The sequence below is a fragment of the Roseixanthobacter pseudopolyaromaticivorans genome (assembly GCF_043195145.2).
Taxonomy (GTDB): Bacteria; Pseudomonadota; Alphaproteobacteria; order Rhizobiales; family Xanthobacteraceae; genus NCEH01.
The window spans coordinates 2,115,189-2,140,345 of record NZ_CM195539.1 but is presented as its reverse complement, the minus strand read 5'-3'; the positions used below and the strand labels follow the sequence as shown (position 1 = coordinate 2,140,345).

General features: G+C 65.3%; 21 protein-coding genes. 10 read left to right on the top strand and 11 right to left on the bottom strand.

All coding sequences use genetic code 11. The features are described from left to right. The 4 genes from trmFO to uvrA all read right to left on the bottom strand — a co-directional run bounded on the left by trmFO (position 1) and on the right by uvrA (position 8,405). On the bottom strand, positions 1-1,416 hold the full coding sequence (gene trmFO / locus V5F68_RS10295; protein WP_394012446.1) for a methylenetetrahydrofolate--tRNA-(uracil(54)-C(5))-methyltransferase (FADH(2)-oxidizing) TrmFO: 1,416 nt from the start codon (positions 1,414-1,416) through the stop codon (positions 1-3). 133 nt (positions 1,417-1,549) lie between these two features. Further along, positions 1,550-4,444 (bottom strand): autotransporter family protein, encoded by a 2,895-nt coding sequence (locus tag V5F68_RS10290; RefSeq protein WP_394012445.1) that lies wholly within the window; start codon positions 4,442-4,444, stop codon positions 1,550-1,552. Between the two features lie 511 nt (positions 4,445-4,955). After that, positions 4,956-5,117, bottom strand: coding sequence for a DUF1127 domain-containing protein (locus V5F68_RS10285; RefSeq protein ID WP_348845180.1), 162 nt, complete (start codon positions 5,115-5,117; stop codon positions 4,956-4,958). Between the two features lie 327 nt (positions 5,118-5,444). Further along, complete coding sequence (uvrA, locus tag V5F68_RS10280; protein ID WP_394012444.1) at positions 5,445-8,405, bottom strand: excinuclease ABC subunit UvrA; 2,961 nt, start codon at positions 8,403-8,405, stop codon at positions 5,445-5,447. 358 nt (positions 8,406-8,763) lie between these two features. Here uvrA and ssb point away from each other — a divergent pair, with 358 nt between their 5' ends. From ssb to V5F68_RS10265, 3 genes are all read left to right on the top strand, one after another. Then, positions 8,764-9,327, top strand: coding sequence for a single-stranded DNA-binding protein (gene ssb / locus V5F68_RS10275; protein WP_394012443.1), 564 nt, complete (start codon positions 8,764-8,766; stop codon positions 9,325-9,327). A gap of 271 nt (positions 9,328-9,598) precedes the next feature. Next, entirely contained in the window at positions 9,599-12,418 is a 2,820-nt protein-coding gene (gene gyrA, locus V5F68_RS10270; RefSeq protein WP_394012442.1) for a DNA gyrase subunit A, read from the top strand. After that, complete coding sequence (locus V5F68_RS10265; protein WP_394012441.1) at positions 12,418-13,044, top strand: LysE family translocator; 627 nt, start codon at positions 12,418-12,420, stop codon at positions 13,042-13,044. The genes gyrA and V5F68_RS10265 overlap by 1 nt, the downstream gene beginning before the upstream one ends. Here V5F68_RS10265 and V5F68_RS10260 read toward each other — a convergent pair. Beyond that, entirely contained in the window at positions 12,965-13,918 is a 954-nt protein-coding gene (locus tag V5F68_RS10260; RefSeq protein ID WP_394012440.1) for an AraC family transcriptional regulator, read from the bottom strand. The genes V5F68_RS10265 and V5F68_RS10260 overlap by 80 nt on opposite strands. Before the next feature lie 193 nt (positions 13,919-14,111). Here V5F68_RS10260 and V5F68_RS10255 point away from each other — a divergent pair, with 193 nt between their 5' ends. From V5F68_RS10255 to V5F68_RS10240, 4 genes are all read left to right on the top strand, one after another. Continuing rightward, entirely contained in the window at positions 14,112-14,888 is a 777-nt protein-coding gene (locus V5F68_RS10255; protein ID WP_394012439.1) for an SDR family NAD(P)-dependent oxidoreductase, read from the top strand. A gap of 88 nt (positions 14,889-14,976) precedes the next feature. Beyond that, positions 14,977-15,498 carry a pantetheine-phosphate adenylyltransferase gene (gene coaD / locus V5F68_RS10250; RefSeq protein ID WP_394012438.1) on the top strand — a complete coding sequence of 174 codons (522 nt, stop codon included), beginning with the start codon at positions 14,977-14,979 and terminating at the stop codon, positions 15,496-15,498. A gap of 34 nt (positions 15,499-15,532) precedes the next feature. After that, positions 15,533-16,096: a peptidylprolyl isomerase gene (locus tag V5F68_RS10245; RefSeq protein ID WP_394012437.1), complete on the top strand. Its 564-nt coding sequence runs from the start codon at positions 15,533-15,535 to the stop codon at positions 16,094-16,096. An 83-nt stretch (positions 16,097-16,179) separates the two neighbouring features. Further along, on the top strand, positions 16,180-16,638 hold the full coding sequence (locus V5F68_RS10240; protein WP_394012436.1) for a peptidylprolyl isomerase: 459 nt from the start codon (positions 16,180-16,182) through the stop codon (positions 16,636-16,638). Between the two features lie 96 nt (positions 16,639-16,734). Here the strand turns inward: V5F68_RS10240 and V5F68_RS10235 are convergent, their stop codons facing one another. The 5 genes from V5F68_RS10235 to V5F68_RS10215 form a co-directional block, all read right to left on the bottom strand. Then, positions 16,735-17,505 carry a proteasome-type protease gene (locus V5F68_RS10235; RefSeq protein WP_348845189.1) on the bottom strand — a complete coding sequence of 257 codons (771 nt, stop codon included), beginning with the start codon at positions 17,503-17,505 and terminating at the stop codon, positions 16,735-16,737. A gap of 118 nt (positions 17,506-17,623) precedes the next feature. Beyond that, entirely contained in the window at positions 17,624-18,799 is a 1,176-nt protein-coding gene (locus V5F68_RS10230) for a GNAT family N-acetyltransferase (RefSeq protein WP_394012435.1), read from the bottom strand. A gap of 45 nt (positions 18,800-18,844) precedes the next feature. Continuing rightward, positions 18,845-19,879 (bottom strand): DUF4424 domain-containing protein, encoded by a 1,035-nt coding sequence (locus tag V5F68_RS10225; RefSeq protein ID WP_394012434.1) that lies wholly within the window; start codon positions 19,877-19,879, stop codon positions 18,845-18,847. A gap of 134 nt (positions 19,880-20,013) precedes the next feature. After that, the gene (locus tag V5F68_RS10220; protein WP_394012433.1) at positions 20,014-20,757 is read right to left on the bottom strand and encodes a glycerophosphodiester phosphodiesterase family protein; all 744 of its coding nucleotides are present in this window, start codon (positions 20,755-20,757) and stop codon (positions 20,014-20,016) included. A 10-nt stretch (positions 20,758-20,767) separates the two neighbouring features. Beyond that, a complete protein-coding gene (locus tag V5F68_RS10215) occupies positions 20,768-21,232 on the bottom strand; it encodes a RidA family protein (protein ID WP_394012432.1) in 465 nt (154 codons plus the stop codon). 95 nt (positions 21,233-21,327) lie between these two features. Between V5F68_RS10215 and V5F68_RS10210 the strand changes: the two genes are divergently transcribed. The 3 genes from V5F68_RS10210 to V5F68_RS10200 all read left to right on the top strand — a co-directional run bounded on the left by V5F68_RS10210 (position 21,328) and on the right by V5F68_RS10200 (position 24,162). Continuing rightward, positions 21,328-22,155, top strand: coding sequence for a cell envelope integrity EipB family protein (locus tag V5F68_RS10210; RefSeq protein ID WP_394012431.1), 828 nt, complete (start codon positions 21,328-21,330; stop codon positions 22,153-22,155). 40 nt (positions 22,156-22,195) lie between these two features. Next, positions 22,196-22,492, top strand: coding sequence for an acylphosphatase (locus V5F68_RS10205; RefSeq protein ID WP_394012430.1), 297 nt, complete (start codon positions 22,196-22,198; stop codon positions 22,490-22,492). Positions 22,493-22,602: 110 nt separating this feature from the next. Beyond that, positions 22,603-24,162, top strand: coding sequence for an ArnT family glycosyltransferase (locus tag V5F68_RS10200; protein WP_394012429.1), 1,560 nt, complete (start codon positions 22,603-22,605; stop codon positions 24,160-24,162). 183 nt (positions 24,163-24,345) lie between these two features. Here V5F68_RS10200 and V5F68_RS10195 read toward each other — a convergent pair whose 3' ends face one another. Further along, positions 24,346-25,116 carry an MBL fold metallo-hydrolase gene (locus V5F68_RS10195; RefSeq protein ID WP_394012428.1) on the bottom strand — a complete coding sequence of 257 codons (771 nt, stop codon included), beginning with the start codon at positions 25,114-25,116 and terminating at the stop codon, positions 24,346-24,348. Positions 25,117-25,157 lie beyond the last annotated feature (41 nt).

The following is a 25,157-nucleotide window of genomic DNA, read 5'->3' as shown; positions in this document are numbered from 1 at the left end:
TTAAGCCGCCTCGGCCGGGCTGTCGAGCCAGGCGTCAAGGTCCGCGAGTGCGCGCGCCGCAATCGCGTGCTTCTTCGCCAGGGTCTTCTCGGTCCCCCGCAGACGCTTGCCGTCCTCCCCCTTTGGATTGATCTCAAGGGGCGGAAACAGTCCGAAATTGATGTTCATGGGCTGGAATGAGCGCGGGCCGGCATCGATGGTCTCGATATGGCCGCCGGTAATATGGGCGAGCAGCGCACCGTGGGCGGTGGTGAGCGGCGGCAGGCTCGGATCCTCGCCGCGCCGCTCGGCTGCGGCAAAGCGCCCGGCGAGAAGGCCGACGGCCGCGCTTTCCACATAGCCTTCACAGCCGGTGATCTGGCCGGCAAAGCGCAGGCGTGGATCCGCCTTCAGGCGCAGCGTGCCGTCCAGCAGGCGTGGCGAATTGAGATAGGTATTGCGATGCAAGCCACCGAGGCGGGCGAACTCGGCATTTTCCAGCCCGGGAATGGTGCGGAACACCCGCACCTGATCGCCGTGCTTCAGCTTGGTCTGAAAGCCCACCATATTATAGAGCGTGCCGAGCTTGTTATCCTGCCGCAGCTGGATGATGGCATGCGCCTTGATATCCGGTGCATTGGGATTGGTGAGGCCGACCGGCTTCAATGGCCCGAAGCGCAGGGTCTCACGGCCGCGCTCCGCCATGACTTCGATGGGCAGGCAACCATCGAAATAAGGCGTCTTTGCCTCGAAATCCCGCATTGGGGCCTTCTCGCCGGCCAGCAGGGCGTCAATGAAGGCTTCGTATTGGTCCTTGTCGAGGGGACAGTTGATGTAGTCCGCGCCCGTGCCGCCCGGACCGACTTTGTCATAGCGCGACTGGAACCAGGCCTTGCTCATGTCGATGCTGTCGAAATGAACGATCGGCGCGATGGCGTCGAAGAAGGCGAGGGCGGTTTCCCCCGTCAGTTCCAACACCGATTGCGCCAGCGCCAGCGAGGTGAGGGGGCCGGTGGCGACGATGACCTTGTCCCATTCCGCGGGCGGCAAGCCGGCGATCTCTTCGCGGCGGATGTCGACCAGAGGATGGGATCCGAGCGCTGCGGTCACGGCCTCGGCAAAGCCCACCCGGTCCACGGCGAGCGCACCGCCGGCCGGCACCTGGTTGGCATCCGCGCATTGGAGAATCAGGGAGCCCGCGCGGCGCATCTCCGCATGCAGAACGCCCACGGCATTGCCGTTGGGATCGTCCGAGCGGAAGGAGTTGGAGCAGACGAGCTCGGCCAGGGCCTGGGTGTGATGGGCCTCTGTGGTGCGGACCGGGCGCATCTCATGCAGGACAACCGGTACGCCGCGGGTCGCCAATTGCCAGGCGGCCTCCGAGCCGGCGAGGCCACCACCGATCACATGCACCGCGCGTAAATCACTCATGAGCATTCCTGAAGCCGGGCGTGAAGCCCGGCGCGGGGCCGCGCCGGAAGCGCGCCCGAAAAACCGATCTGGCTCAATGCCTGATCACGGCCGCCGCTTCAAGGTCTGCGGGCAGATTGTCCCGGGTCAGAGGTCCGTGTCAGAACGTCCAGGTCAGGCTGCCCTTCACGGCATTCTCGCTCACGTCCGATGCAAGCTGGCCGGAATAGAAGATGCCGAACGCCATGCTCTCTCCCATCTTGGCGGAAAGCCCCGCGCCCACCAGCAGGGCGTCGCGCGCGAGCGGAGCGCCGGAGACGGTGAACGGCAGGGAGCCGGAGGAGAATGCAAGGGTCGCGGTTGGCGCGAGATCGCCATAGGCATGCTGCCATCCGAGCGTGCCCGAAAGCGTCATGGGCGCAAGACCGGGTGCCGGAAGCACCATTGCGGCGCGCACGCCGAGGCTTGTGCTCAGCGTGTCGAACGTGCCGGATTTGGCCGTGAGCGCCGCAGCCCCCAGCCCCTCGGAGAAGCTGTCGGTTGAAAGGTTGGCATAGGTGAGGCCCGCGAACGGCTCGAAGCTGACAGGCAGGTTCCCGGCCATGCCCTGCATCTGATAGCCCAGTTCGCCGAACACCTGGCCGGTCTGTCCGGCATAGCCGGGGCTATAAGCCTGCACGAACCCCGGCAGCACTACCGTGCGATCAACGGAAATGTCGTGCCAGGAATAAGCGGCGCCCAACCGCACAGCGAGCGCCCCGGGGCCTGCCATGGGGAAGGTGCGGCCGGCATAGAGGGCGAAATCGTAATTGTCGCTTGTGCCGTTGGAAGTGGAATTTCCCAAATTGAAGCTCGACTGGCCGAAGCCGGCGGCAACGCCGATACGCCAATCGGACAGCGTACCGTCAAGACCCATCAGGAACCCGCCAATGGAATCGCTGACAGAGCTTGTACCCGGGGCGGCTGAGAAATTCCCCCAGCCGCCGTAGCCCTGGCCCCACAACGCGGTGCCTTGCGGGTCCACCTCGATGGTGCGAGGCGCGCCTGCGGCCGCAAGGCCGGGCGCGGCGGCCTGACGCAAGCGCGCGCCCACGGCGTCGCGCACATAGGCGGATTGCATCATGAGGACGCTCTGCACCGAGGCATAGACCTCGCCGGATAGAGAGGCGTAGGCAGCCGGCGCCGTAGTAGACTGAAGGCTCGCCAGCACCGAGGTGAGCGGCGCGCCGGGCGCAAGCGTATCGGCCGCCGTCGCGACCGCCCATGTGTTCGCCGTGGTCGCGAAGACCGAGAAGGGCACAGCGCTGCGCGCCATGCTCACGGTGGCCTGGGTGCCCGCCGCATCGACGTTCGGCGTGAGGAAGGGATAGAGCGCCGCCGCCGTGCCGAACGCACTCGCGTTGACTGTAAAATTGCCGGTGATTCCGCCGGTGGCGGTCAGCACGGTGAAGCTTTGCCCGAGGGTCGGCACATAGCCGGCGACCGGCACCAGGTCGAGCTGAGCGCCGTTCAGTGTGGCAGTACCGCTGACGGCGATGAGATCGCTGCTGCTCGCCCCGATCTCGGCGCGATAGCTAGCTTGTTGGGAAAAGGCGAGATCGCCGTTCACCACCAGCGTGCCGATGGAATGACCGGGGCTGAGGACGCCCGCGTTCACCAGCGTGCCGTTCACGGTGCCGTTTCCGCCCACGAAGCCGCTGTTGGTCAGATTTCCGAAGATGGTGCCGTCATGAATCAACGTGCCGGCATTCGCGACGTTGCCGACGATATTGGCCGCATCCAGCACCGATGCGCCCTGGGCGATGGAGAGGGAGGCGGTGACCGTATTGGAGAAGGCGACCGTGCCGCTGTTCACCGTGATACCGGCCGGCAGGGTCACCTCTCCCAGCACAGAAATGAATCCGGTTCCGGTAAAGGCCAAGGCGCCCGGGCCGCTGATGGAGCTGAGCAAGGTCGCTACGCCCCCAGCCGACATCTCGGTATCGCCGCGGACATAGACCGGCAGGTTGGTGGAGAATCCGCCAGGCAAGGCAAATGTGCCCATCGTCGACAAGTAGGGCGAGAAATAGACTCCCGCAGTATCCGGATTGATGGCTTTGAGCCCTTCATAGCCGCCCACGGCGTCGAACATATATTCGAACTGCGAGAAGGGGTGGATGCCGGTATTGGCGAGGTCGCTCTCGTTGATCCGGGAGTACCAGGGAGCAGCTGTATTGTTGTCGTCGCCATCGACCTTATAGGAATAGCCGACATTCGTGTTGCCGCCGATGTAGACGGTCACTTCGGTGCCCTTGGGCGCGCAGGAGAAATCGGCATTGCCGGGGCATGCGACGGAATTGTCCGCGGCCTTCTTGCCAAGGTCAGACCACAGATAGGAAATGCCGGTATCCATCAGCACGCTGTCGACCTTGGTGACCTTCGTGCCGTCCACCACCACCGTTCCCGGCGCGGTCTGCCAGTTCACGCCCGCCTGACCCGGCGGGGTATCCTGCACGAGCTTCACATAGGAAAAGCCGGAGCCGGCATTCTGTGCGGTCAGGCCGGCCTGAATTCCCTGCGGGGTGATCACATAGCCCGCGCGCACCGTGCCCTCGTCCATTCCGGCGAGATGCAAGAGCGGATTATTGACGAGCGAGGGCAGATAATCCGGCCCCCAGCCGGAATCGGGGCGACCGTAGCCCACACCCATCAATGTGGTGCAGGCCGCGCCGGGCACGGAGCAATCGGTTTTCACCGATTTTCCGTCCACCACCGTGTAGGAGGCCGATTCCACCAGCACCGGTATCGTCGCCACGGCTTCATTGCCGTTGGCATCATGGCTGCCGGGGAATCGCACCTGAACCGTGGTCCAGGTGCCGATCGAGTAATTGCCGCTGGAAGAATAAAGGATCTTCTGCTGATTGGGGGATTGCTGGAAGTTCGGGATCAGATACTGGGGCACCACCATGCCCTGCGAGCCCGTGTCCAGCTGAAACACCAGCGGGGCGCTATCGCCGATGGCGGCGGAGACGAAGATGCCGGCCTTCGGAGAATCATAGCTGGGCTGAGTCCCCACGAAGCCGGAATCCGCATGGGGCTGGGCAAAGGGGATGAAATAGGAATCGCTGTATTGCTGATACAGATTCCATGAAGGGGTTTGCGCGAGCGCAGCAGTCCCCCCGGACGATAGGCCCACACCGGCGGCCAAAACATAGGCAAGCCGAGAACTCGATTCCCACACCGACGCCATAGCGAAGCCCCCAAGCACACGCTTGGGCGGGACTATAGAACCTCCGCGCGGAAAAAGACTAGGCCTTCGCGCGAAATTTTACGCAGCAATTGCAAAGGCTAAGGTCTGCAATTCTTCCCCAGCGTCAAAGCGCGTGTGCCGCCGCGCGCATCAACGCGGGGGCAGGCATCTGGAGCAGGAATTTAAAGGGAAAAGCAGAAAGTGGCGAAAGCGCCATTTGGGAGGGTCATCGACCGCACTCCCGGTACCAGCCTCGCGGCCCGGTGCAAGCACCGGCGCCGTCGGGGCCAGGATATTTTTCATCTCACGCGCCGCCAGTCGGCGGCCCGTATGCCAATCAGGCGGCGAGGGCTGCCTGACGGGCGATCGACCGGATTTCGGAACGGCTGACGTTGATGTCGCCGAGAGCGCGGTCATCGAGCTGGGACAGTTCGGCAACCGTGCGATTGTAAGCCTGCCAACGGCGAACCTGGCGGGCAAGAAGACCCCAAAGCAACATGATTTCTCTCCTTCAGGCGGGTGGCTTTCGCGCCCCGCATCGTTGAAGCAGAGATAAGCCTGTTCGGAGCCATAGCCAATGCATGTTGCCGCAACGCAGCATTGCGGCAATCGCATATAATTTATACCAGCTGATAACTTTTACGGCAGGACTGCGGCTGCAAGGTGCTCAAATCAAAGGCTTGCAGGCGCCCGCCGCCGTCGGAGCCAATCGCGCGCTTCTCCCGGAAGAGCCCCAGGGAGCGACACCCAGGTGCCAGCGGCGTTGCACCGCATCATCGCCGGGGGCCGCTTCGCCACCGGCGATGCTTTGAATAGGGGCCCGCGGCTATTCCGCCGCCTGCTTGCGGGCACGCTTGGCCTTCGGCGGCAGCACCGGCAGCTTTGATTTCGTGGGGCGACGGGCCAACACCTCTGCGAGAAAGGAGCCGGTGTGGGACCGTTTCGAACGCGCGATCTCCTCCGGCGGACCCACGGCCACGATCTCCCCGCCGCCGTCGCCGCCCTCGGGACCGATGTCGATCACCCAATCTGCGGTCTTGATGACCTCCAGATTGTGCTCAATCACCGTCACGGTATTGCCCTGCTCGACCAGTTCGTGGAGCACTTCCAGAAGCTTCGCGACATCATGGAAATGCAGGCCTGTGGTGGGCTCGTCCAGGATGTAGAGCGTGCGACCGGTGGCGCGCTTGGACAATTCCTTGGCTAGCTTCACCCGCTGCGCCTCGCCGCCAGAGAGCGTATTCGCCTGCTGCCCGACCTTGATATAGCCGAGCCCGACGCGCGAAAGGGTTTCCAGCTTCTCGCGCACGCTGGGCACCGCCTTGAAGAAATCGGCGCCCTCATCCACCGTCATATCCAGCACGTCGGCGATGGACTTCTCCTTGAAGGTCACTTCCAGAGTCTCGCGATTGTAGCGCTTGCCCTTGCAGACATCGCAGGTGACGTAGACATCGGGCAGGAAGTGCATCTCGATCTTGATGACACCGTCGCCCTGGCAGGCCTCGCAGCGCCCCCCCTTCACATTGAACGAGAAGCGGCCCGGCCCGTAGCCGCGCGCTTTGGCCTCCGGCAGGCCGGAGAACCATTCGCGCATGGGCGTGAAGGCGCCGGTATAGGTCGCCGGGTTCGAGCGCGGCGTGCGGCCGATGGGTGACTGGTCGATGTCTATGACCTTGTCGAGGTGCTCCAGGCCTTCCAGCTTGTCGAACGGCGCCGGCGCCTCACTGGCATTGTTCAGCCTCCGCGCCACAGCCTTGTATAGGGTGTCGATGAGCAAGGTGGATTTGCCGCCGCCCGACACGCCGGTGACGCAGGTGAACAGGCCGAGCGGGATTTCCGCTCGCACGTTCTTCAGATTGTTGCCGCGCGCACCGCTGACCGCGAGCATCTTGCGGGGATTGGGCTGGCGCCGCGTCGGCACGCCCACCGACAATGCACCGGTGAGATATTGCCCCGTCAGCGAATTGGGGTCGGCCATCACCTCGGCCGGCGTGCCCTGGGAGACGATGCGCCCGCCGTGGACGCCGGCACCCGGGCCGACATCGACCACATAATCGGCGGCAAGGATCGCGTCCTCGTCGTGCTCGACCACGATGACCGTATTGCCCAGCTCGCGCAGGCGCTTCAGCGTCTCAAGCAGTCGTGCGTTGTCGCGCTGGTGCAGGCCGATGGATGGCTCGTCCAGCACATAGAGCACACCGGAAAGACCGGATCCGATCTGGGACGCGAGGCGGATGCGCTGGCTCTCGCCGCCGGAAAGCGTGCCGGAGGAGCGCGCGAGGGTGAGATATTCCAGCCCCACATCCATCAGGAAGCGCAGCCGGTCGCGGATCTCCTTCAAGATCCGCACCGCGATCTCATTCTGCTTCGCCGTCAAAAGCGAAGGCAGCGCCTCGAACCAGGCGCTCGCAGCTCGCACAGAAAGTGCGCCGGCCTCACCCGCGTGCATGCCGCCCACCTTCACCGCCAGCGCCTCGGGCTTGAGGCGATAGCCGTGGCAGACCGCGCAGGGGACGGTGGAGAAATACTTCGAAATTTCCTCCCGCGCCCAATCGCTTTCGGTTTCCTTCCAGCGCCGGTCGAGATTGCGCACGATGCCTTCGAACGTCTTGTGGGTCTCGTAGGCGCGCAGGCCGTCGTCATAGGCGAAGGCGATCTGCTCGTCGCCCGACCCGTAGAGGATCACGTCGCGTGCCTTCTCCGGCAGGTCGGCGAACGGCACCGTGAGCTTGAACTTGTAGTGCTTGGCGAGCGCATCCAGCGTCTGCCCGTAATAAGGCGAGGTGGATTTCGCCCAAGGCGCGATGGCGCCCTGCTTCAGGGTGCGGCTCTTGTCCGGCACCACGAGGTCGGGATCGATGGTCTGTTCCACGCCCAGCCCGTCGCAGGCCGGACAAGCGCCGAACGGATTGTTGAAGGAGAACAGCCGCGGCTCGATCTCGGAAATCGTGAAGCCCGAGACCGGGCAGGCGAACTTCTCCGAGAACATAATGCGCTTCGGCGCGCCGTCCGCATCCTTCTCGTCGGCGAATTCCACGATGGCGATGCCGTCGGCAAGACCAAGGGCGGTCTCGAAGCTGTCGGCGAGCCGGGTCGCGATATCCGCGCGCACCACGAGGCGGTCGACCACCACATCGATGTCGTGCTTGAACTTCTTGTCGAGCGCCGGCGCTTCGGCGATCTCGTGGAAGGTGCCGTCGAGCTTCACGCGCTGGAAGCCCTTCTTCAGGAATTCCGCCAATTCCTTGCGATATTCGCCCTTGCGTCCCCGCACGACCGGCGCCAGCAGATAAAGCCGGGAGCCTTCGGGCAGGGCCAGAACGCGGTCCACCATCTGAGACACGGTCTGGCTCTCGATCGGCAGGCCGGTGGCGGGGGAATAGGGAATGCCCACGCGCGCCCAGAGCAGGCGCATATAATCGTAGATCTCCGTTACCGTGCCGACGGTGGAGCGCGGGTTCTTCGAGGTGGTCTTCTGCTCGATGGAGATGGCGGGCGAAAGACCGTCGATCTGGTCCACGTCCGGCTTCTGCATCATCTCCAGGAATTGGCGGGCATAGGCCGAAAGGCTCTCCACATAGCGCCGCTGGCCCTCCGCATAGATGGTGTCGAATGCGAGGGAGGACTTGCCCGAACCCGAGAGGCCCGTGAACACCACCAGGCTGTCACGTGGGATATCAAGGTCCACATTCTTCAGATTGTGCTCCCGCGCGCCGCGCACGGACAAAAGGCGGGCGTCGCGGCGATCGGAAAGGGACGTGCGGGGAGGTGGCGCGCGATCAGTCATGGGGCTCGGGCTTATGATGGGCAGACGGTGCGGGCGAAGAAAGACATCCGGCACACGGAGCGCGGCGCCTCGCGGCCCGTCGCCTTGCTTAATTTAGGACGCCGTGTGCGCTGCGGTAGAGAACGTAAGCCGAACATAGGTGCCAAAACCGAAAAAAGGAACTGGCGGAGGAAAGACTCGTCTTGCGCCTAATGTGCGTGATTGCTAGAACAGATCAAGAACATTTGCGGGCAAGCGCCAGCCTTGCGGACCTTTTGGTGGAAAAGGCGCGGGTGCCCCTCGCATCACGGAAGGGGGGCGCTAGGGTGCAGCTTCGGTTGAGCCGGCTTCCCCCGGCACATGAGACAGGGAGCGGGCGATGGCCGGCAGCGTCAATAAGGTGATCCTGATCGGCAATCTGGGTCGCGACCCGGAGATCCGTTCGTTCCAGAACGGCGGTCGCGTGGCGAGTTTTTCCATCGCCACCTCCGAGACGTGGCGCGACAAGGCCTCCGGTGAGCGCAAGGAGCGCACCGAATGGCACCGCATTTCGGTGCTCAACGAAAATCTGGTGGGTGTTGTGGAGCGCTTCGTCAAGAAGGGCTCCAAAGTCTATATCGAGGGCCAGCTCGAGACCCGCAAATATGAAAAGGACGGCCGCGAGCAATATACCACCGAAGTGGTTTTGCGCCCTTATCGCGGTGAGCTCACCCTTCTGGATGGCCGTGGAGGCGGCTCCAGCGAGGGTGGTGGCGAAGAATATGGCGGCGGCTCTGATTTCGGCTCCTCCAGCCCCATGGGCGGCGGTAGCTCCTTCGGTGGTGGTGGCAGCTATGGCGGCGGGGCCGGTGGCGGCCGTCGGTCCGGTGGCGGCGGCGGTGGCGGCTCGGGTTCTGGCGGAGGCCGCCCCTCCGATGACATGGACGACGAAATCCCATTCTGATGGAGCCCGGGCGCGTGTGAGCGGGTTTTCAAGGGTTTGAGTCGCCCGCTCGCGGATCAAAGAGGCGCGGCGCCAGCTGGCGTTCCTGCGCCTTTTTGAGGTGTGCGGACGGTATATGAGGGTGCGTCGCCGCGAAGAACTTGAATGCGCCGGCGTAAGGCGTTGTAATATCGAAGATATTTATCCCTGCGCTGACGGTCTTTTGCTGGCGTGATGCCCATGAATCGGCTAAAAGACAGAGCTTATAGGCTCATCATGAGAGACCCGTCTTTTGGCTGACAACGAGACGCCGCGACAGGGAGGCGATTTGCCTTCCGACATCCGGCCCGTATCCATCACCGAAGAATTATCCCGCTCCTATCTCGACTACGCCATGAGCGTGATCGTCGCGCGGGCCCTGCCGGATGTGCGCGACGGGCTCAAACCGGTGCACCGGCGCATCCTGTTCTCGATGCATGAGAACGGCTACGAGTGGAATAAGTCCTATCGCAAGTCCGCGCGTGTGGTCGGCGACGTCATCGGTAAATACCATCCCCACGGCGACCAGTCGGTCTACGACGCCCTGGTGCGCATGGCGCAGCGCTTCTCGATGCGACTGCCCCTGGTCGATGGCCAAGGCAATTTCGGCTCCGTGGATGGCGATCCGCCTGCGGCCATGCGTTACACCGAGGTGCGCCTGGAGAAGGTCGCCAACGCGCTGCTGGACGATCTCGACAAAGACACCGTCGACTATCAGGAAAACTACGACAACAGCGAGAGAGAGCCCTCCGTTCTTCCGGCGAAGTTCCCCAATCTGTTGGTGAACGGCGCAGGCGGCATCGCCGTCGGCATGGCAACGAACATCCCGCCGCATAATCTCGGCGAGGTCATCGATGCTGCGCTCGCGCTGATCGACGATCCTCTGATGCCCCCGGAGGCGTTGCTGGATGTCGTGCCCGGCCCGGACTTCCCCACCGGCGCCCTCATTCTTGGCCGTTCGGGCATTCGCCAAGCCTATTTGACGGGGCGCGGCTCCATCATGATGCGGGCGAAGGTCTCCATCGAGACCGTCCGCAAGGACCGCGAAGCGATCATCATCACCGAGATTCCCTATCAGGTGAACAAGGCGACGATGATCGAGAAGATCGCCGAGCTGGTGCGGGAGAAGCGCCTGGAAGGCATCGCCGAAATTCGCGACGAATCCGATCGCGAGGGCATGCGTGTTTATATTGAGATCAAACGCGATTCCCAAGCTGATGTGGTATTGAACAACCTTTACCGCATGACGCCGCTGCAGACTTCGTTCGGTGTCAACATGGTCGCGCTGTCCGGCGGGCGCCCGGCGGTGATGACCCTGCATGACATGCTCACGGCCTTCATCGCATTCCGGGAAGAGGTTGTAAGCCGGCGCACAAAGTTCCTCTTGCGCAAGGCGCGGGATCGCGCCCACGTGCTGGTCGGCCTCGCCATCGCCGTCGCCAACATCGATGAAGTTATTCGCTTAATTCGAGCGGCGCCCGATCCCGCAAGTGCCCGCGAGGCCCTGATGGGTCGTGATTGGCCGGCTAAAGATATGGCGCCGCTGATCGAGCTTATCGCCGATCCGCGCCATACCCTTGCGGCGGATGGGACCTATCGGCTCTCGTTCGAGCAGGCGCGCGCTATCCTCGATCTGCGCCTGCAACGCCTCACCGCCCTGGGGCGCGACGAGGTCGCGGACGAACTCAACAAGCTCGCCATCGAAATTGCGGATTACCTCGAAATTCTCGCAAGTCGCGCGCGTGTTCAGCAAATCGTTCGCGACGAGCTGAATGCCATCAAGGCCGAGTTCGGCACCCCGCGTCGCACCGAGATCGTCGAGGGCTTCGGGGACCTCGACGACGAGGATCTGATCCAGCGCGAGGAGATGGTCGTCACCGTTTCACACGCCGGCTATGTGAAACGCGTTCCGCTCTCCACCTATCGCGCCCAGCGGCGCGGCGGGAAGGGGCGGTCGGCCATGCAGACGCGGGACGAGGATTTCGTCACCCGCCTGTTCGTCGCCTCCACCCATGCCCCGGTGCTGTTCTTCTCCTCCAAGGGGCAGGTCTACAAGCTCAAGGTGTGGCGCCTGCCGGCGGCGGCGCCTCAGGCGCGCGGCAAGGCGCTCATCAACATCCTGCCGCTGGACCCGGACGAGCGGATCACCTCCATCGTGCCTTTGCCCGAGGAGAGCGATGAGCACGGCCGCTGGCAGATCATGTTCGCCACCACCGGCGGCACGGTGCGGCGCAATGAGCTGGCGGATTTCAGCCAGGTGAACCGCAACGGCAAGATCGCCATGAAGCTGGAGGAGGGCGAGTCCATCGCCTCGGTCCAGCTCTGCACGGAGCAGGACGACGTGCTGCTCACCACTGCAAACGGCGCCTGCATCCGCTTCCCGGTGACCGATGTGCGCGTGTTCAAGGGCCGCGATTCGGTGGGCGTGCGCGGCATTCGGCTGGAGGGAGAGGACCGGGTCATCTCCATGGCGATCATCTTCCATTCGGACGCGACGCCGGAGCAACGGGCCACCTATCTGCGCATGGCCAATGCCGAACGGCGCGCGCTGGGTGGCGCCACCGGCACAGCAGCCGAGGAGCCGGCAGCGATCGAGGCCGATGCCGAAGAGGGGGTGGCCGAGGGCGCACAGAGCGAAGGCGCCCTGGACGAAGCCAAGCGCATTCAGATGGCGGCGCTGGAGCAGTTCATCCTGACCCTGTCCGAGAACGGCTACGGCAAGCGGACCTCGTCCTACGAGTATCGCGTGACCGGCCGCGGCGGCAAAGGCATCGTCGCCATGGCGGTGAACGAACGCAACGGCAAGCTCGTCGCGTCCTTCCCGGTGAAGGATCCGGACCAGATCATGCTGGTGACCAATGGCGGCCAGCTGATCCGCTGCCCGGTGGAAGGCATCCGCATCGTCGGCCGCTCCAGCCAGGGCGTCATCGTGTTCAACACGGCCGATGACGAGCATGTCGTTTCGGTGGAGCACATCAGCGAGGACGAGGAGGCGAACGGCCTCTCCGCCGAGCCGGGTGAAGACACCGGCCCGGCGGATGACACCGGCCCCGTGGACGACGGCGAGGCCTGATGCCCGGCCCCGGGCTCATCTCGGCCGAAAATCTGGCCCTGTTCGTGCTCGCCTGTATCGCGCTCGGCGCCACGCCGGGCCCGAATGTCGCCCTGATCGTCGGCACCGCGCTCAAGCATGGGCGCCGGGCCGGGATGCTGGCTGCGGCCGGGGTGAATGTGGGCCTGGTGCTTCAGCTTGCGGTGGTGGCCGCCGGGCTTTCCTGGCTGGTGGAGACCTTCGCCCGGCATTTCGACCTCGTGCGCTATGCCGGTGCCATCTATCTGATCTGGCTCGCGGTGCGTCAGTGGCGGCAGGCCGGGAAAGCAAAGCAGGAAACGGCGCCATCGGGCCGGGCCGCTTTCGCGCGCGGCCTCGCGGTCGCCTTCGCCAATCCAAAGACGCTGCTCTTCCATGCAGCCTTCCTGCCGCAATTCGTCACCAATCCTTCAGATCCCGTGCCCCAGATCGCCTTGCTCGCCGCCATCTTCGCGGCGATCGCCTTGGTGGGCGACATGCTGTGGGCCATCGCCGCCGATCGCGCCCGCACGGCGCTCTCCGGCCGCTTTACGGCGATGGCGGACCGGGTGTCTGCCGTGATCCTGGCGGGGGGAGCCGCGATCCTGCTGGCGGCGGGCCGTCGCTGAGGGAGAGGGCCTCCAGGTCCCGGCGCGGCGGGGCGCCGAATAGGCGGGCATAGTCGCGGGTGAAGTGGGACACGCTCTCATAGCCCACGTCGAACGCCGCCTCGGAAATGGCCACCCCTTCCCCATGCAACCGCCGCCGCGCCTCCACAAGGCGTAGCCGCTTCTGGAACTGGAGCGGTGAGAGGGACGTCACCGCCTTGAAATGCGCGTGGAAGGACGAGACGCTCATGCCCGCGGCCTCGGCGAGCCGCCCCACCGGGAGCGGGTGGGCATAGTCCGCGCGCAGCAGGGCCACAGCCCGGGAGATCCGCGCCGCATGGCTGTCCGGCAGGCTGAGTTGCCGCAGCATGGGGCCGTGGGGGCCGCGCAACAGCCAATAATGCAGTTCGCGCAGGATGGACGGGCGCAGCACCGCCAGCGCGTCGGGCGTGTCCACGAGCCGCACCAGCCGGGCGACGCAGTCCTGCACCGCGACCTGCGTCTCAGCAACCGCCACCCGGGCCGCGGACTGCGGCGGGGGCGCCGCTGCGATCTCGCTCATCAACTCCCGTAGCAGCTGCAGGTCGATGTTGAGGGCTACCGCAAGATAGGGTGCCGCGGGGCTCGCCTGCCGCACCCGTCCGGAGACGGCGAGGTCCGTGCCCACGATCAGCGTCTCCCCCGCCTTGAACGACCAGGTTTGCATTCCGGAGGTTACGTCCTTCGCCCCTTGGAGAACCAGGCAAAGCAGCGGCCGGTAGAGGGCATGCACATAAGGCGTGGGCGTGCGGGCGCAAGCAAAGCCGATGCCTCCGGCCTCCGCCAGAAGCAGGCCCTCGGGCGCTTGCAGTCCCGCGGTGTGGCGTGTGGCTGCGGCGCGCAGATCCTCGGTCATGGCGGTTTCTTCCTGGCCGGTGGGACGGCATGGCGCGGCGCCGCGTCACGCGAAGCCGGGCAGGGGAAAGCATAATCGATTGGCGGCAGGGGAGAAGTGGGTTTGGAGAAATGGGCAAGCCTTCGGCAGCATCCGGCAAGAAGCGTGGAAGGCCGGGCTCTACAAGTCTCCCATCGCTGATGGAGACCGTGTCATGACCCAGACCCCCGCTTCTTTCCCTTCCATCGCTCTCGTCACCGGCGGCAGCCGGGGCCTCGGGCGCAGCACCGTGCTGGCCCTGGCGCGCCGAGGCATGGATGTGATCTTCACCTATCATTCCCGCGCCGAGGAGGCCGAGGCAGTGCGCGCCGAGATCGCGGCGCTGGGCCGTACCGGCCTTGCCCTCCAGCTCGATACGGGGCGCTCGGCCACCTTCCCGGTCTTCGCAGGGACCGTGCAGGCGGCGCTCAAGGAGACGTTCGGCCGCGAACGGTTCGACGTCCTCGTCAATAACGCGGGCATCGGCATCCATGCCGCCTTCATGGAGACCACGGAAGAGATGTTCGACCAGCTGGCGAACATCCACCTGAAGGGCACCTTCTTTCTCTCCCAGGCCCTGCTGCCGCTGATGGCCGACGGGGGGCGCATCATTAATTTGTCCAGCGGACTTGCCCGCTTCACCATGCCGGGCTTTGCCGCCTATGCAGCCATGAAGGGCGGCATCGAGGTGCTCACCCGCTACATGGCGAAGGAGCTGGGGCCGCGCGGCATTCGCGTCAACACCATCGCTCCCGGTGCCATCGAGACCGATTTCGGCGGTGGGTTGGTGCGCGACAGTGCGCAGGTCAACGCGATCATCGCCGGCGAGACGGCGCTCGGCCGCGTCGGCGTGGCCGACGATATCGGCCCCATGATCGCGACCTTCCTGGCGGAAGAGAATCGCTGGGTGAACGGCCAGCGCATCGAGGTGTCGGGTGGCATCCATCTGTGAGGATGCCTGCGCTGTGACCCCAAGGGGCGGTGCCGCGCGGCGCCGCCCCATTGCGCGTGGACGCGGGGCGCGATAACGCTTGCGCCCCATGAGCGCCCAGCAAGCCCACACCGCCCGCGCCGCCATTTATGCCGGTTCGTTCGATCCGCCCACCAACGGGCATCTCGATGTGGTGCGCTCCGCGTGCCGCCTCGCCGACCGGCTGGTCCTTGCGGTCGGCATCCATCCCGGCAAGACGCCGCTGTTCACGCCGGCCGAGCGGCTCGACATGCTGCGCGAGGTGTGCGGACCGGTGGCCGCAGAGGAAGGGGCGACCTTGGAGGTCGTCACGTTTGACAAGCTGGTGGTCAGCGTGGCGCAGGAAACCGGCGCCGGGCTGCTAATCCGCGGGCTGCGCGACGGCACCGACCTCGATTATGAAATGCAGATGGCGGGCATGAACGGCACGCTTGCGCCGGATATCCAGACCGTGTTCCTGCCGGCGTCCCCCCGGGTGCGCCCCATCACCGCCACCTTGGTGCGGCAGATCGCGTCCATGGGCGGCGATGTCTCCGCCTTCGTGCCGCCGGCGGTGCTCGCGCGGCTGCACGGGAAGTTTCCCAAACGCTGATGTCCAACAGCTGATCGGTTCCAAGGAGAAACCCATGCCCCGCTTTCTCGGCCGCGTCCTGGCCGGCCTTGCCGTCGCGCTGATGTTCGTTCTGCCCGCCGCCGCGCAGAGCAAGATCGACCCCCAGAACACGCTCTATCTCGACACCACCTACGGCCGCGTGGTGATCGCGCTGCGCCCGGACATCGCGCCCAAGCACGTGGAGCGCCTCAAGCTGCTGGCCCGCGAGGGCTTCTATAACGGCGTGCCCTTCCATCGCGTCATCGACGGCTTCATGGCGCAGACCGGCGACGGCCAGTATGGCAACGGCACCGGCGGCTCGAAATATCCCAACCTGCCGGCGGAATTCTCCAACGTTCCGTTCGAGCGCGGCACGGTGGGCATGGCCCGCTCGTCCTCCCCGGACAGCGCCAATTCGCAATTCTTCATCAATTTCGATTCCACCCCTTCCCTGAACGGCCAGTACACGGTGGTCGGCAAGGTGGTGTCGGGCATGGAATTCGTGGACAAGATCAAGAAGGGTTCGTCGAGCCAGAACGGCACGGTCGCGAACCCGGACAAGATCATCAAGATGCAGGTGGCCGCCGACGCCAAGTGATCTGGCGCATTTTTCGCGGAACCGCTCTGTAGAGCGCGGCAGCAAAACGCCGCGACACCATCGACCAACCAAGGAGACTGGCCATGGCCGACGAGGTTATCGTTCTCGAAACCACCAAGGGCGAGGTGGTCATTGCGCTGCGTCCCGATCTGGCCCCCGGCCATGTTGCGCGCATCAAGGAACTGGTGGCGGAAGGCTTTTATAACGGCGTGCCGTTCCACCGTGTCATCGACGGCTTCATGGCGCAGACCGGCGATCCCACCGGCACCGGCATGGGCGGGTCCGGCAAGAAGCTGAAGGCGGAGTTCAACGCCGAGCCGCACAAGCGCGGCACGGTCTCCATGGCGCGTGCCCAGAACCCGGATTCGGGCGACAGCCAGTTCTTCATCTGCTTCGGCGATGCCGGCTTCCTGGACCGCCAGTATACGGTGTGGGGGCAGGTGATCTCCGGCATGGAGAATGTGGACAAGATCAAGCGCGGCGAGCCGGTGAAGGATCCCGACAAGATCGTCTCCGCCAAGCTCCAGCCCGCCGCGGCCTGAACGTCCTGCAGAGATGAAGAAAACGCCGGCAGCGATGCCGGCGTTTTTGTTTTTAGGTTCCGCCTTGGGAGATGCGCTTGAAGGCGGAGGGCAGCGTCAGCCCTGGCCGCCTTCTGCCCGGCGCCCATGCTTGAGGTAGGGCGGACGGGGAATGGAGGTGTGTGCCGAACGCAGCGCCGCCGACCAGCGCTCCCGCAGGTCGTGGAAATAGGGCTCGCCCGGCTCGATGCGATAGCTCAGCTCGGATTCCAGCGTATCGGGACATAGCACCAGCACGTCGATCGGCAGGCCGACGCCGAGGTTCGAGCGCATGGTGGAATCCATGGAGATCAGGCTGGTCTTCAATGCGTCGGCGATTTCCATGTCGAAGGTCACGGCGCGGTCGAGAACCGGCTTGCCGTATTTGTGCTCGCCGATCTGAAGGAACGGCGTGTCGGTGGTGCACTCGATGAAATTGCCGGCCGAATAGATCATGAACAGGCGCAGCGGCCCGCCGATGATCTGGCCACCCAGAAGGAAAGAGACGTCGAAGCTGACATTGCTCTGTTCCAGCGCATTGCCGTCCACCGTGTGGACCTGCCGGATGGCGCGGCCCACCAATTGGGCGGCCTGGAACATGGTTCTGGCGTCGCGCAATTGCTGGCGCTCGCCTGCCTCATGGTCCTCGACGCCTTCGTGCAGCAGGCTGAGCACCGATTGCGAGACGGAGAGATTTCCGGCCGAGGCGATGGCCATGACGTGATGGCCGGGTTCCTCGAACACATGCAGCTTTCGGAAGGTCGAGATGTTGTCGAGACCGGCGTTGGTGCGCGTGTCCGCGATCATCACCAGACCGTCCCGCACCAGCACACCGCAACAATAAGTCATCACCTTCCCCCACCGCAGGCCGGGAGTTATAGCGAGCCTACCCCGCGTGCCGCAATCAGCGTTATGCCCCCTTGCTCAATTCCGTCAGTCTTTTACGACGGGCGCGGCAGGAATGCCGCTAATCGGCTTCCGGAGGTCCGCCGCGACGGAACGGGCCAAGCTCCGTGAGGTCCTCGCCCACCTGGGCCACATGGGCGCGTTCGCGCTCCAGATAATGCGCGACGCCGCGCCGCAGGCTGGAATCGGCGATCCAATGGGCGGAATAGGTCGGGGTCGGCAGATAGCCGCGCGCCAGCTTGTGCTCACCCTGCGCGCCGGCTTCGACCACCTTGAGCTTGTGCGCGATCGCATAGTCCACCGCCTGATGGTAGCAGACCTCGAAATGCAGGAAGGGGTGTTCCTCGATCGCCCCCCAATAGCGACCGTAGAGGGTGTTCGCGCCGATCATGTTCAGCGCGCCGGCCACATAGCGCCCCTCCCGCTTCGCCATCACCAGCAGCACCTGATCGGACAGCCGCTCGCCCAACAGGGAAAAGAAGGCGCGGTTGAGATAGGGCCGGCCCCATTTGCGCGAGCCGGTGTCCATGTAGAAGGCGAAGAAGGCGTCCCAGGCGGCTTCGGTCAGGTCGCCGCCGCTCAGCCATTCAATCTCGATGCCGCTCGAAAGCGCCTCGCGCCGTTCGCGCCGCAGCGCCTTGCGCTTGCGGGAGGCCAGGGCCTCCAGGAACTCCTCGTAGCTGGCATAGCCCGCATTGCTCCAATGGAATTGCTGGTCCGTGCGCTGCAGAAAGCCGAGCGCGGCCAGCCTTTCCCATTCCGCCTGCGTGGCAAACGTGACGTGGACCGAGGAGGTCTTGTGCAGGCGCGCCAGTTGAACGAGGCCCGCGCCCAGGAGATCCGCATTGCCGGCGGCGTCCGGTCCCGGCCGGGTCAGCAGGCGCCGTCCGGTGACGGGCGAGAACGGCACGCTCACCTGGAGCTTGGGGTAATAGCGTCCGCCCGCCTGCTCATAGGCGTCAGCCCAGCCTTGGTCGAATACATACTCGCCGCGCGAATGGGACTTGAGATAGGCCGGCACGACTCCGGCCGCGCCGCCGTCCGGCCCCTCGAGCAAAAGGTGCTGGGGCAGCCAGCCGGTGCGCGCGCCGACACAGCCCGATTCTTCCAGCGCCCGGAGGAAGGCGTGGGAGACGAATGGCTCCGGCCGCGCGGCTTCCCCGGCCGCGCAGGCATCCCAATCGGCGGCGCTGATCTCCGATAAGGCGGAGAGGACGCGAACGCGGGCCTCAGTCATGCAATATCGCCCATGCGCTCAACTTGGCGGCATGGTGCGGTGCAATCAAGGGGTGGGGTTGGGCTTCAGGATCAAAATCGAGAGGTCTTCCGTTGGGTAAAAATCGGTCGCGTTCATCTCGAACGTGGTGGGACCGGTCTTTTTGACCCCGGTGCCGCAGAAGCTGACGAGATTGTTCGGCGCGCCCTTGTCGACGGTGAGCTTGAACTTACCGATCGGGCCGGACCAATTGGCCCCGGTGGTGAGAATGTAGCCGATGCGTTCCTCGGAGAAGGCGATGCCCGTCTTCGCCTTCTTGACCGCGGCCTGGACGGTGGCGAGGAAGGCGCGGTCCATGCAGAATTTCTGCTCATACATGCGCTGCTCGCGCTGGAGATAGACGTTGTCGCCCACCGCCATGGCAAGGTTGGTGCCGACCGAGGCGCCGACGCTCGGCTTATAGGAATGCTCGATGATCGTGTCGGCCTTCGGTGGGAAGGTCTGCATCCAGTAGAAGGTGGTCTTGAGGGTCCATTGCGGCTCCAGATGGTCCTTCATGCCCTGGCCGACATCGTACGTATCCACGCGGGCAAGGCCGATCTTCGCCCATTCGTCCCAGAGCGGCCGCGGCAGCGCATCCAGCACCTGGCGGGTGGATTGCAGATGCGGGGCGAGCGGCACCTTCTGCTCCAGAAGCATGGCGGTGCGGTCGATGCCGAGCACGAACACCTTCTGCTCCACATCGGTGCGCACCGGCGTGCCGTTCACGCGGGTCTTGAAGTCGAGGATATTCACAGGGTCCTCGGTGGGGATCGAAATATTCGCCTCGCTCGCGGTGATATCGGGCATGGGAAAGGCGATGAGGCCGGAGACCGGTTTGTCGGCGGCATTGTGGAACACATAGCGCACCCGCACCTCACCGGTGGAGATGAACAGGTCTTCCGAGCGCATCTCCACATCCAGGTTGCGCACGAAGACGAGGCCGCCGGCCGAAAGTTCCGCCGAAGAATCGTTGGCGCGCGCCGGCCCGGCGCAGACCGGCGCAAGGGCGCACGCAAGGGACAGCGAGGCGACGGACAGGGCTGAACGCAGCGTCGACACGGGCGATCCTCCGAAGTGCAGGAGCGTCGCCAGCCGGAAGCCGGCCGGTGCCCGTTCCTTGCTGGACTAACCTCTTACCCCGGCGACACCAGCGACGCATCACAGGATGCGAAGGCGGGGCAGGGCATTTCGCGTCAGGGACGGAAACCCTCGAAAATCATCTGGTCGGCGAACTTCTTCGCCGCCTCCCGGTCCGCCTGTCGCCGCACCGTCCACGCCAGGATGGGAAAGCCGAGCGCATGGGCCACGCGCGTCGCCGGCGCGGGCAGGTCGCCCACCCGATAGGCGATGAATTGGAATCGGGTCTTCGGCCAATGCAGAAGGTTGCGCATCACGTGCTTCGTGCCCGCCGAAAGATCTTTCCATTCCGGATGGTCGTAGCGCCGTTCGGCGACGATGCCACGGGTGATGTCCGGCGCCGCGTCCCGCACCGCCGCGATCATCTCGGGATCGAATGACATCAGTGCCGCCGGTCCGCGATATGCCGACAGAAGGGTCACCGCGCGCAGCGCCAGCCGCACGTCGCCGCTGAACGCGCTCTTGATCTCGATCAGGAGCGGTGCCCGCCCGTCGACCCGTGCCAGAAGCTCCGGCAGGCTCATCATGCGATCGTCGGTGGCGCGAAAGCGGACCTGCATCAAGGTCTCGCTCGGCTGTTCCGCGAGCAAGCCGGACCCCTGCGTCAGGCGGTCCAGTGCAAAGTCATGGAAAACCATGGCCTCGCCGTCGCGGGCCAATTGAATATCCACCTCGACGGAGAAGCCGCCGGCGATGGCGGCTTCCACCGCGCTCGGCGAATTCTCGATCACCCCGCATGACGCATCATGCAGGCCGCGATGGGCGACGGGTCTTTGGATCAGCCAGGACAGGTCGCCCATCGACGTGCGATCAGGCCACTTCGACCACGGCCTCGACCTCGACCGCCGCGTCGAACGGCAGGGCGGCAATGCCGACCGCCGAGCGCGCGTGGCGGCCCTTGTCGCCGAGCACTTCCACCAGAAGGTCGGAACAGCCGTTCATCACTTTGGGTTGATCCACGAAGTCGGGCGTGGAGTTCACGAAGCCGACCAGCTTCACCACCCGCACGACCTTTTCCAGATCGCCGACGGCAGCCTTCACCTGGGCGAGGATGTTGATGGCGCACTGGCGGGCGGCCGCGCGGCCGGTCTCGATTTCCACGCCGCCACCAAGCTTTCCGGTGGTGATCTTTCCGGCGCCGTCGATGGAGACCTGGCCGGACACGAACAGGAGGTTGCCGGTGCGCACGACGGGCACATAATTGGCGAGCGGGGCGGTGGGAGTGGGAAGCGTGATTCCCAGATCCGCCAGTTTCTGCTCGATGGTTTGCGACATTCTCGTCTCCTGCCACACCTTGCGCGTAAATGTGCGCCTTCTTCGCCGAAGCAGGGGCGGGGCGCAAGCCGTCCGGACGATATGAGGAGACAGGTATGGTGGATCGCTCGCGGATGTTCGCAAAGCTCGCCCTGACCGCAGGGCTGGCGGCCGTCCCCCTTGGTCTTGCGCATGCCGATCCGCTCCTGGCTCACCGCACGAGCTATGTGCTCTCGCTGGATGGCTCCAAATCTTCGCAAAAGCTGGAGGGCGCCGACGGGCGCATCGATTACGAGATGCGGGGCGACGCCTGCGAGGGCTATACGGTGAAGCTGCGCCAGACCAACCGGCTCGACACCGGCGAGGGCGCTCCCGTGAACAGCGAGATGCTTTCCACCAGCTGGGAGGACGGCGCCGCCGCCACCTATCGCTTCAAGACATTGAGCCGCCAGCAGGACGAGGTGAAGTCGGATGTCGACGCCACCGCCAACCGCACCGACACCGGCCTCAGCGTCGCGATCACCAAGCCGCGCAAGGCAACCGTGGAGCTGACGGGGAAGATCCTGCTGCCCACCGAGCATGTGCAGAAGGTCATCGCCGCCGCGAAGGCGGGCGAGACGGTGCTTGAGGCGCGCGTGTTCGATGGTTCGGACGACGGGGTGAAGGTGTTCGACACCCTGGCGGTGATCGGCCATCCCTCCAAGGACGAGCCGAACCTTCCCGAGGCGGCGAAGGCCGCGCTCGCCGGGCACACCTATTATCAGACCAGCGTCAGCTATTTCGAGCCGGGCGGGTCGGACCAGACACCGGAATATGTCATGAGCTTCTCGCTCTACGACAATGGCGTCATCGGCGCGCTGAAGATCGACTATAACGACTTCGTCCTGCGCGGGCAGATGGACCAGTTCGAGCCCCTCAAGGCCAGCCGGCCATGCGACAAGTGACCCCGTCCGCCACCCCCGGGATTCCCCGCAGGAGAACGCCGTGAAGGTGGTGCATCTCATCATCGAGGGGCGTGTGCAGGGGGTCGGCTATCGCGCCTGGTGCGCCCATGGTGCCGAGGCGCGCGGCCTTTCGGGCTGGGTGCGCAATCGCGCGAACGGCAGTGTCGAGGCGGTGCTGGCCGGCGCGGACGATGCCGCCGTCGATGAAATGGTGCAGGCGTGTGGCTCCGGTCCCGCCGGGGCGCGGGTGGATGCGCTGCGGCTGTACGAGGCCGCCGACACCGCGCTCGCGGCCAGTGGCGGCTGGGGGCGGTTCGCCGTGCTGCCCACCCTGTAACATTCTCGCTACAGCGGCGCGCGCAAATGCGTTAGGGAAGGTCGGCGCCATGGTCATGGGCCGGATCGCCGCGTATAGAAAAGGCCCTGATCCGACTGCGGAGTGCCCCTGTGTCCGCGACAGTTTCGGCGGACCCGAGTGCCGGCCGCCCCGCCAACACGCCTTCCCGAATTGGCCCCTATGATCCGGTGGAGTCGGCGCCCTGGTGGGCGAGGCCCAGCGGCATCGCGCTGATCGTCGGGCTCTGGGCGATTCTGCACGCCCTGATCGCCGTCTTGTTCGAAAGCGCCATCAATGTGGATGACGCGATCGAAAGCTATCTCGTCCAGTCGTTCGAGATCAGCTATGTGGCCCGCAATCCGCCGGTGTTCGACTGGCTGCTGTTCGGCATCCAGAAGATCACCGGGCCCGGCGCGCTGAGCTTCGCGATTCTGCGCTACAGCCTGCTTTTCGCCTGCGCCATGCTCGTCTATCGCGTCGCCGTGCGGGCGATTGCCGATCCGCGCCTGCAGGCGCTCTCCGTGTTCTCGCTCTCGGCGCTGTGGGTGATCGGCTATCACAGCCACCGCATCCTGACGCACTCGAACGCCATGATCGTTGCCATCGCCGGAACGATGGTGACGCTCATCGCGCTGCGGGCGGCGCCGTCGCGCTGGCTGTATGCGGGGCTGGGCGGCTGGATCGCGCTGGGCGTGCTCAGCAAGTTCGGCTATGTCGCCTTCTTTGTCGCAATCCTGGTCTCCTGCCTGCTGGAGCCAAGCTTCCGCCGGGTGTGGCTCGACCGGCGCATCGCCATCACGCTTGGCGTCGCGGCGGTGCCGATCATCCTGTTTTCCATCGTTCTGGTGGTGATGAAGCAGGACGTGGTCTTCGCCACCGCCGACGTGATCGCGCCCAATGCGAAGTCCAAATGGTCGGATGTCCTGGACGTCTTCGCCGGCGCCTGGATCGGCTATCTGCTGCCGCTGATCGGCATCGTCGCCTTGATCTTCCTGCCGCTGAACCGGGGCGAGGGTGGGCGGGCGAGCACCCAGGAGCGCGCGGCGATCCGCCACCTGCTGCGGTCCATGATCATCATCGGCACCGTGGGGACGCTGATCGGCGTCCTGGCGGCCGGCTCCACCAGCCTGCGCGACCGCTATTTCCACGTCTTCTTCCTGCTGGCGCCGGTCTATGTCTTCGCCGAGCTGGAGCGCCTGGGCGGCTGGCAGCGGCGGGTGAAGCTCTATCTCGGCATCGTGGCGGCGCTCGCCATCGGGGTGATGGCGGTGCGCATCGCAGTCACCGTCTATCCCGATCCGCGCCTGTGCGGGCGCTGCGTCTCCGCCGAGCCGCTGGCCAAGCTGCGGCCGGTGGTGCTGGCGCAATTGGGATCGGCGCCGACCCTGATCGCCGCGGACCGCATGTCCGCCGGCCGCATCCGCGCCGCCGTGCCGGAAGCGCGGGTCGTGATCGTGCGCGAATACGGCTATCGCCCGCCGGCGCGCCCCTCCACGGGCTGCGGGCAGGTGACCGGCGTCGCCAACGGCTTCGGCGTCTATGCGCCGGCGCGCATGGAAGGCACGGCCATCGACATCTATGCCAAATGGTGGTCGCCCTGGCTGAAGCCGCGGCGTGAAAGCTTCTGGCAGCTCACCCCGCTGCCGGCCGACAGTGAATTGTGCCGCTGAGCCGCTCCGGCCCAGCGGTTCTTTGAAAATGTTTCACGTGAAACAATGAGTTAGCGCGGACGAACAGCGGTTTCGCGGCTGTTCTCCGCGCCTTTTCGGCGGACAAAACCGTCATTTCGGGCGAACGTTTTCCGAAGATGAATCCGGTTCGCCTCTTCGGCGGCGTGCGGTGCGCCCCCGGCCCTAGAGCGACAGCGGCTCGCCTTTTTGCAGCCGGGCGAGCCGGTCGCCGAGGCCGAGCGCCGTGAAGGCGTGGGCCAGTTCGTCCTCCGCCTCGCTGAAATGGCCCCAGCCCTCGTTATGCACGGCGACGATGCGCGCGCCGGAGAAGGCATGCGCCGCTTCCAGCGCATCGTTGGCATCCATGGTCAGATGGAACGCGCCGCGCGGCTTGGCGGCGCCGGTGAAGAGCACGGCGATGCGCGGGGAGAAGCGCTTCGCGATTTCCGCAACGCCCTCATACCAGACCGTATCGCCGGAGATGTAGAGCGCATCTCCCGGCGCATCGATTCCCAGGGCGAAGCCGATCACCTCGCCAGCGATGGGCTCGATGCCGGGAGGGCCGTGGCGTGCGGGGACCGCGGTCACGAACAGGCGCCCGCCGTCCGGCGTCTTCAGCTCGCGCGTGTCCCAGGGGGCCAACCCCTCGCCGAGGCCGAGCCGTTCCGCGCCGATACGCGTGGTGAAGGTCGCGCCCGCCTTGGGCAGGAAGGCGCGGCCTGCGCGATCGAGATTGTCCGAATGCTGGTCGTGGCTGAGCAGCACGGCGTCGATGGCGCCAATTTCCTCCACCGGGATCGCCGGGCCGGTGAGCTTGTGCAGCGTGATGGTGCCGGAGGCATAATCGCCCGGCACGTCGAAGGTGGGGTCGGTGAGCAGGCGCAGGCCGGCGATCTCGATCAACAGCGTCGGGCCGCCGACGAGCGTGAGGCGGATGGGGGCGGGTGAAGGCATGGGATCGGCTCTCCGATGGGGCACCGGCGGGCGCCCGGTTC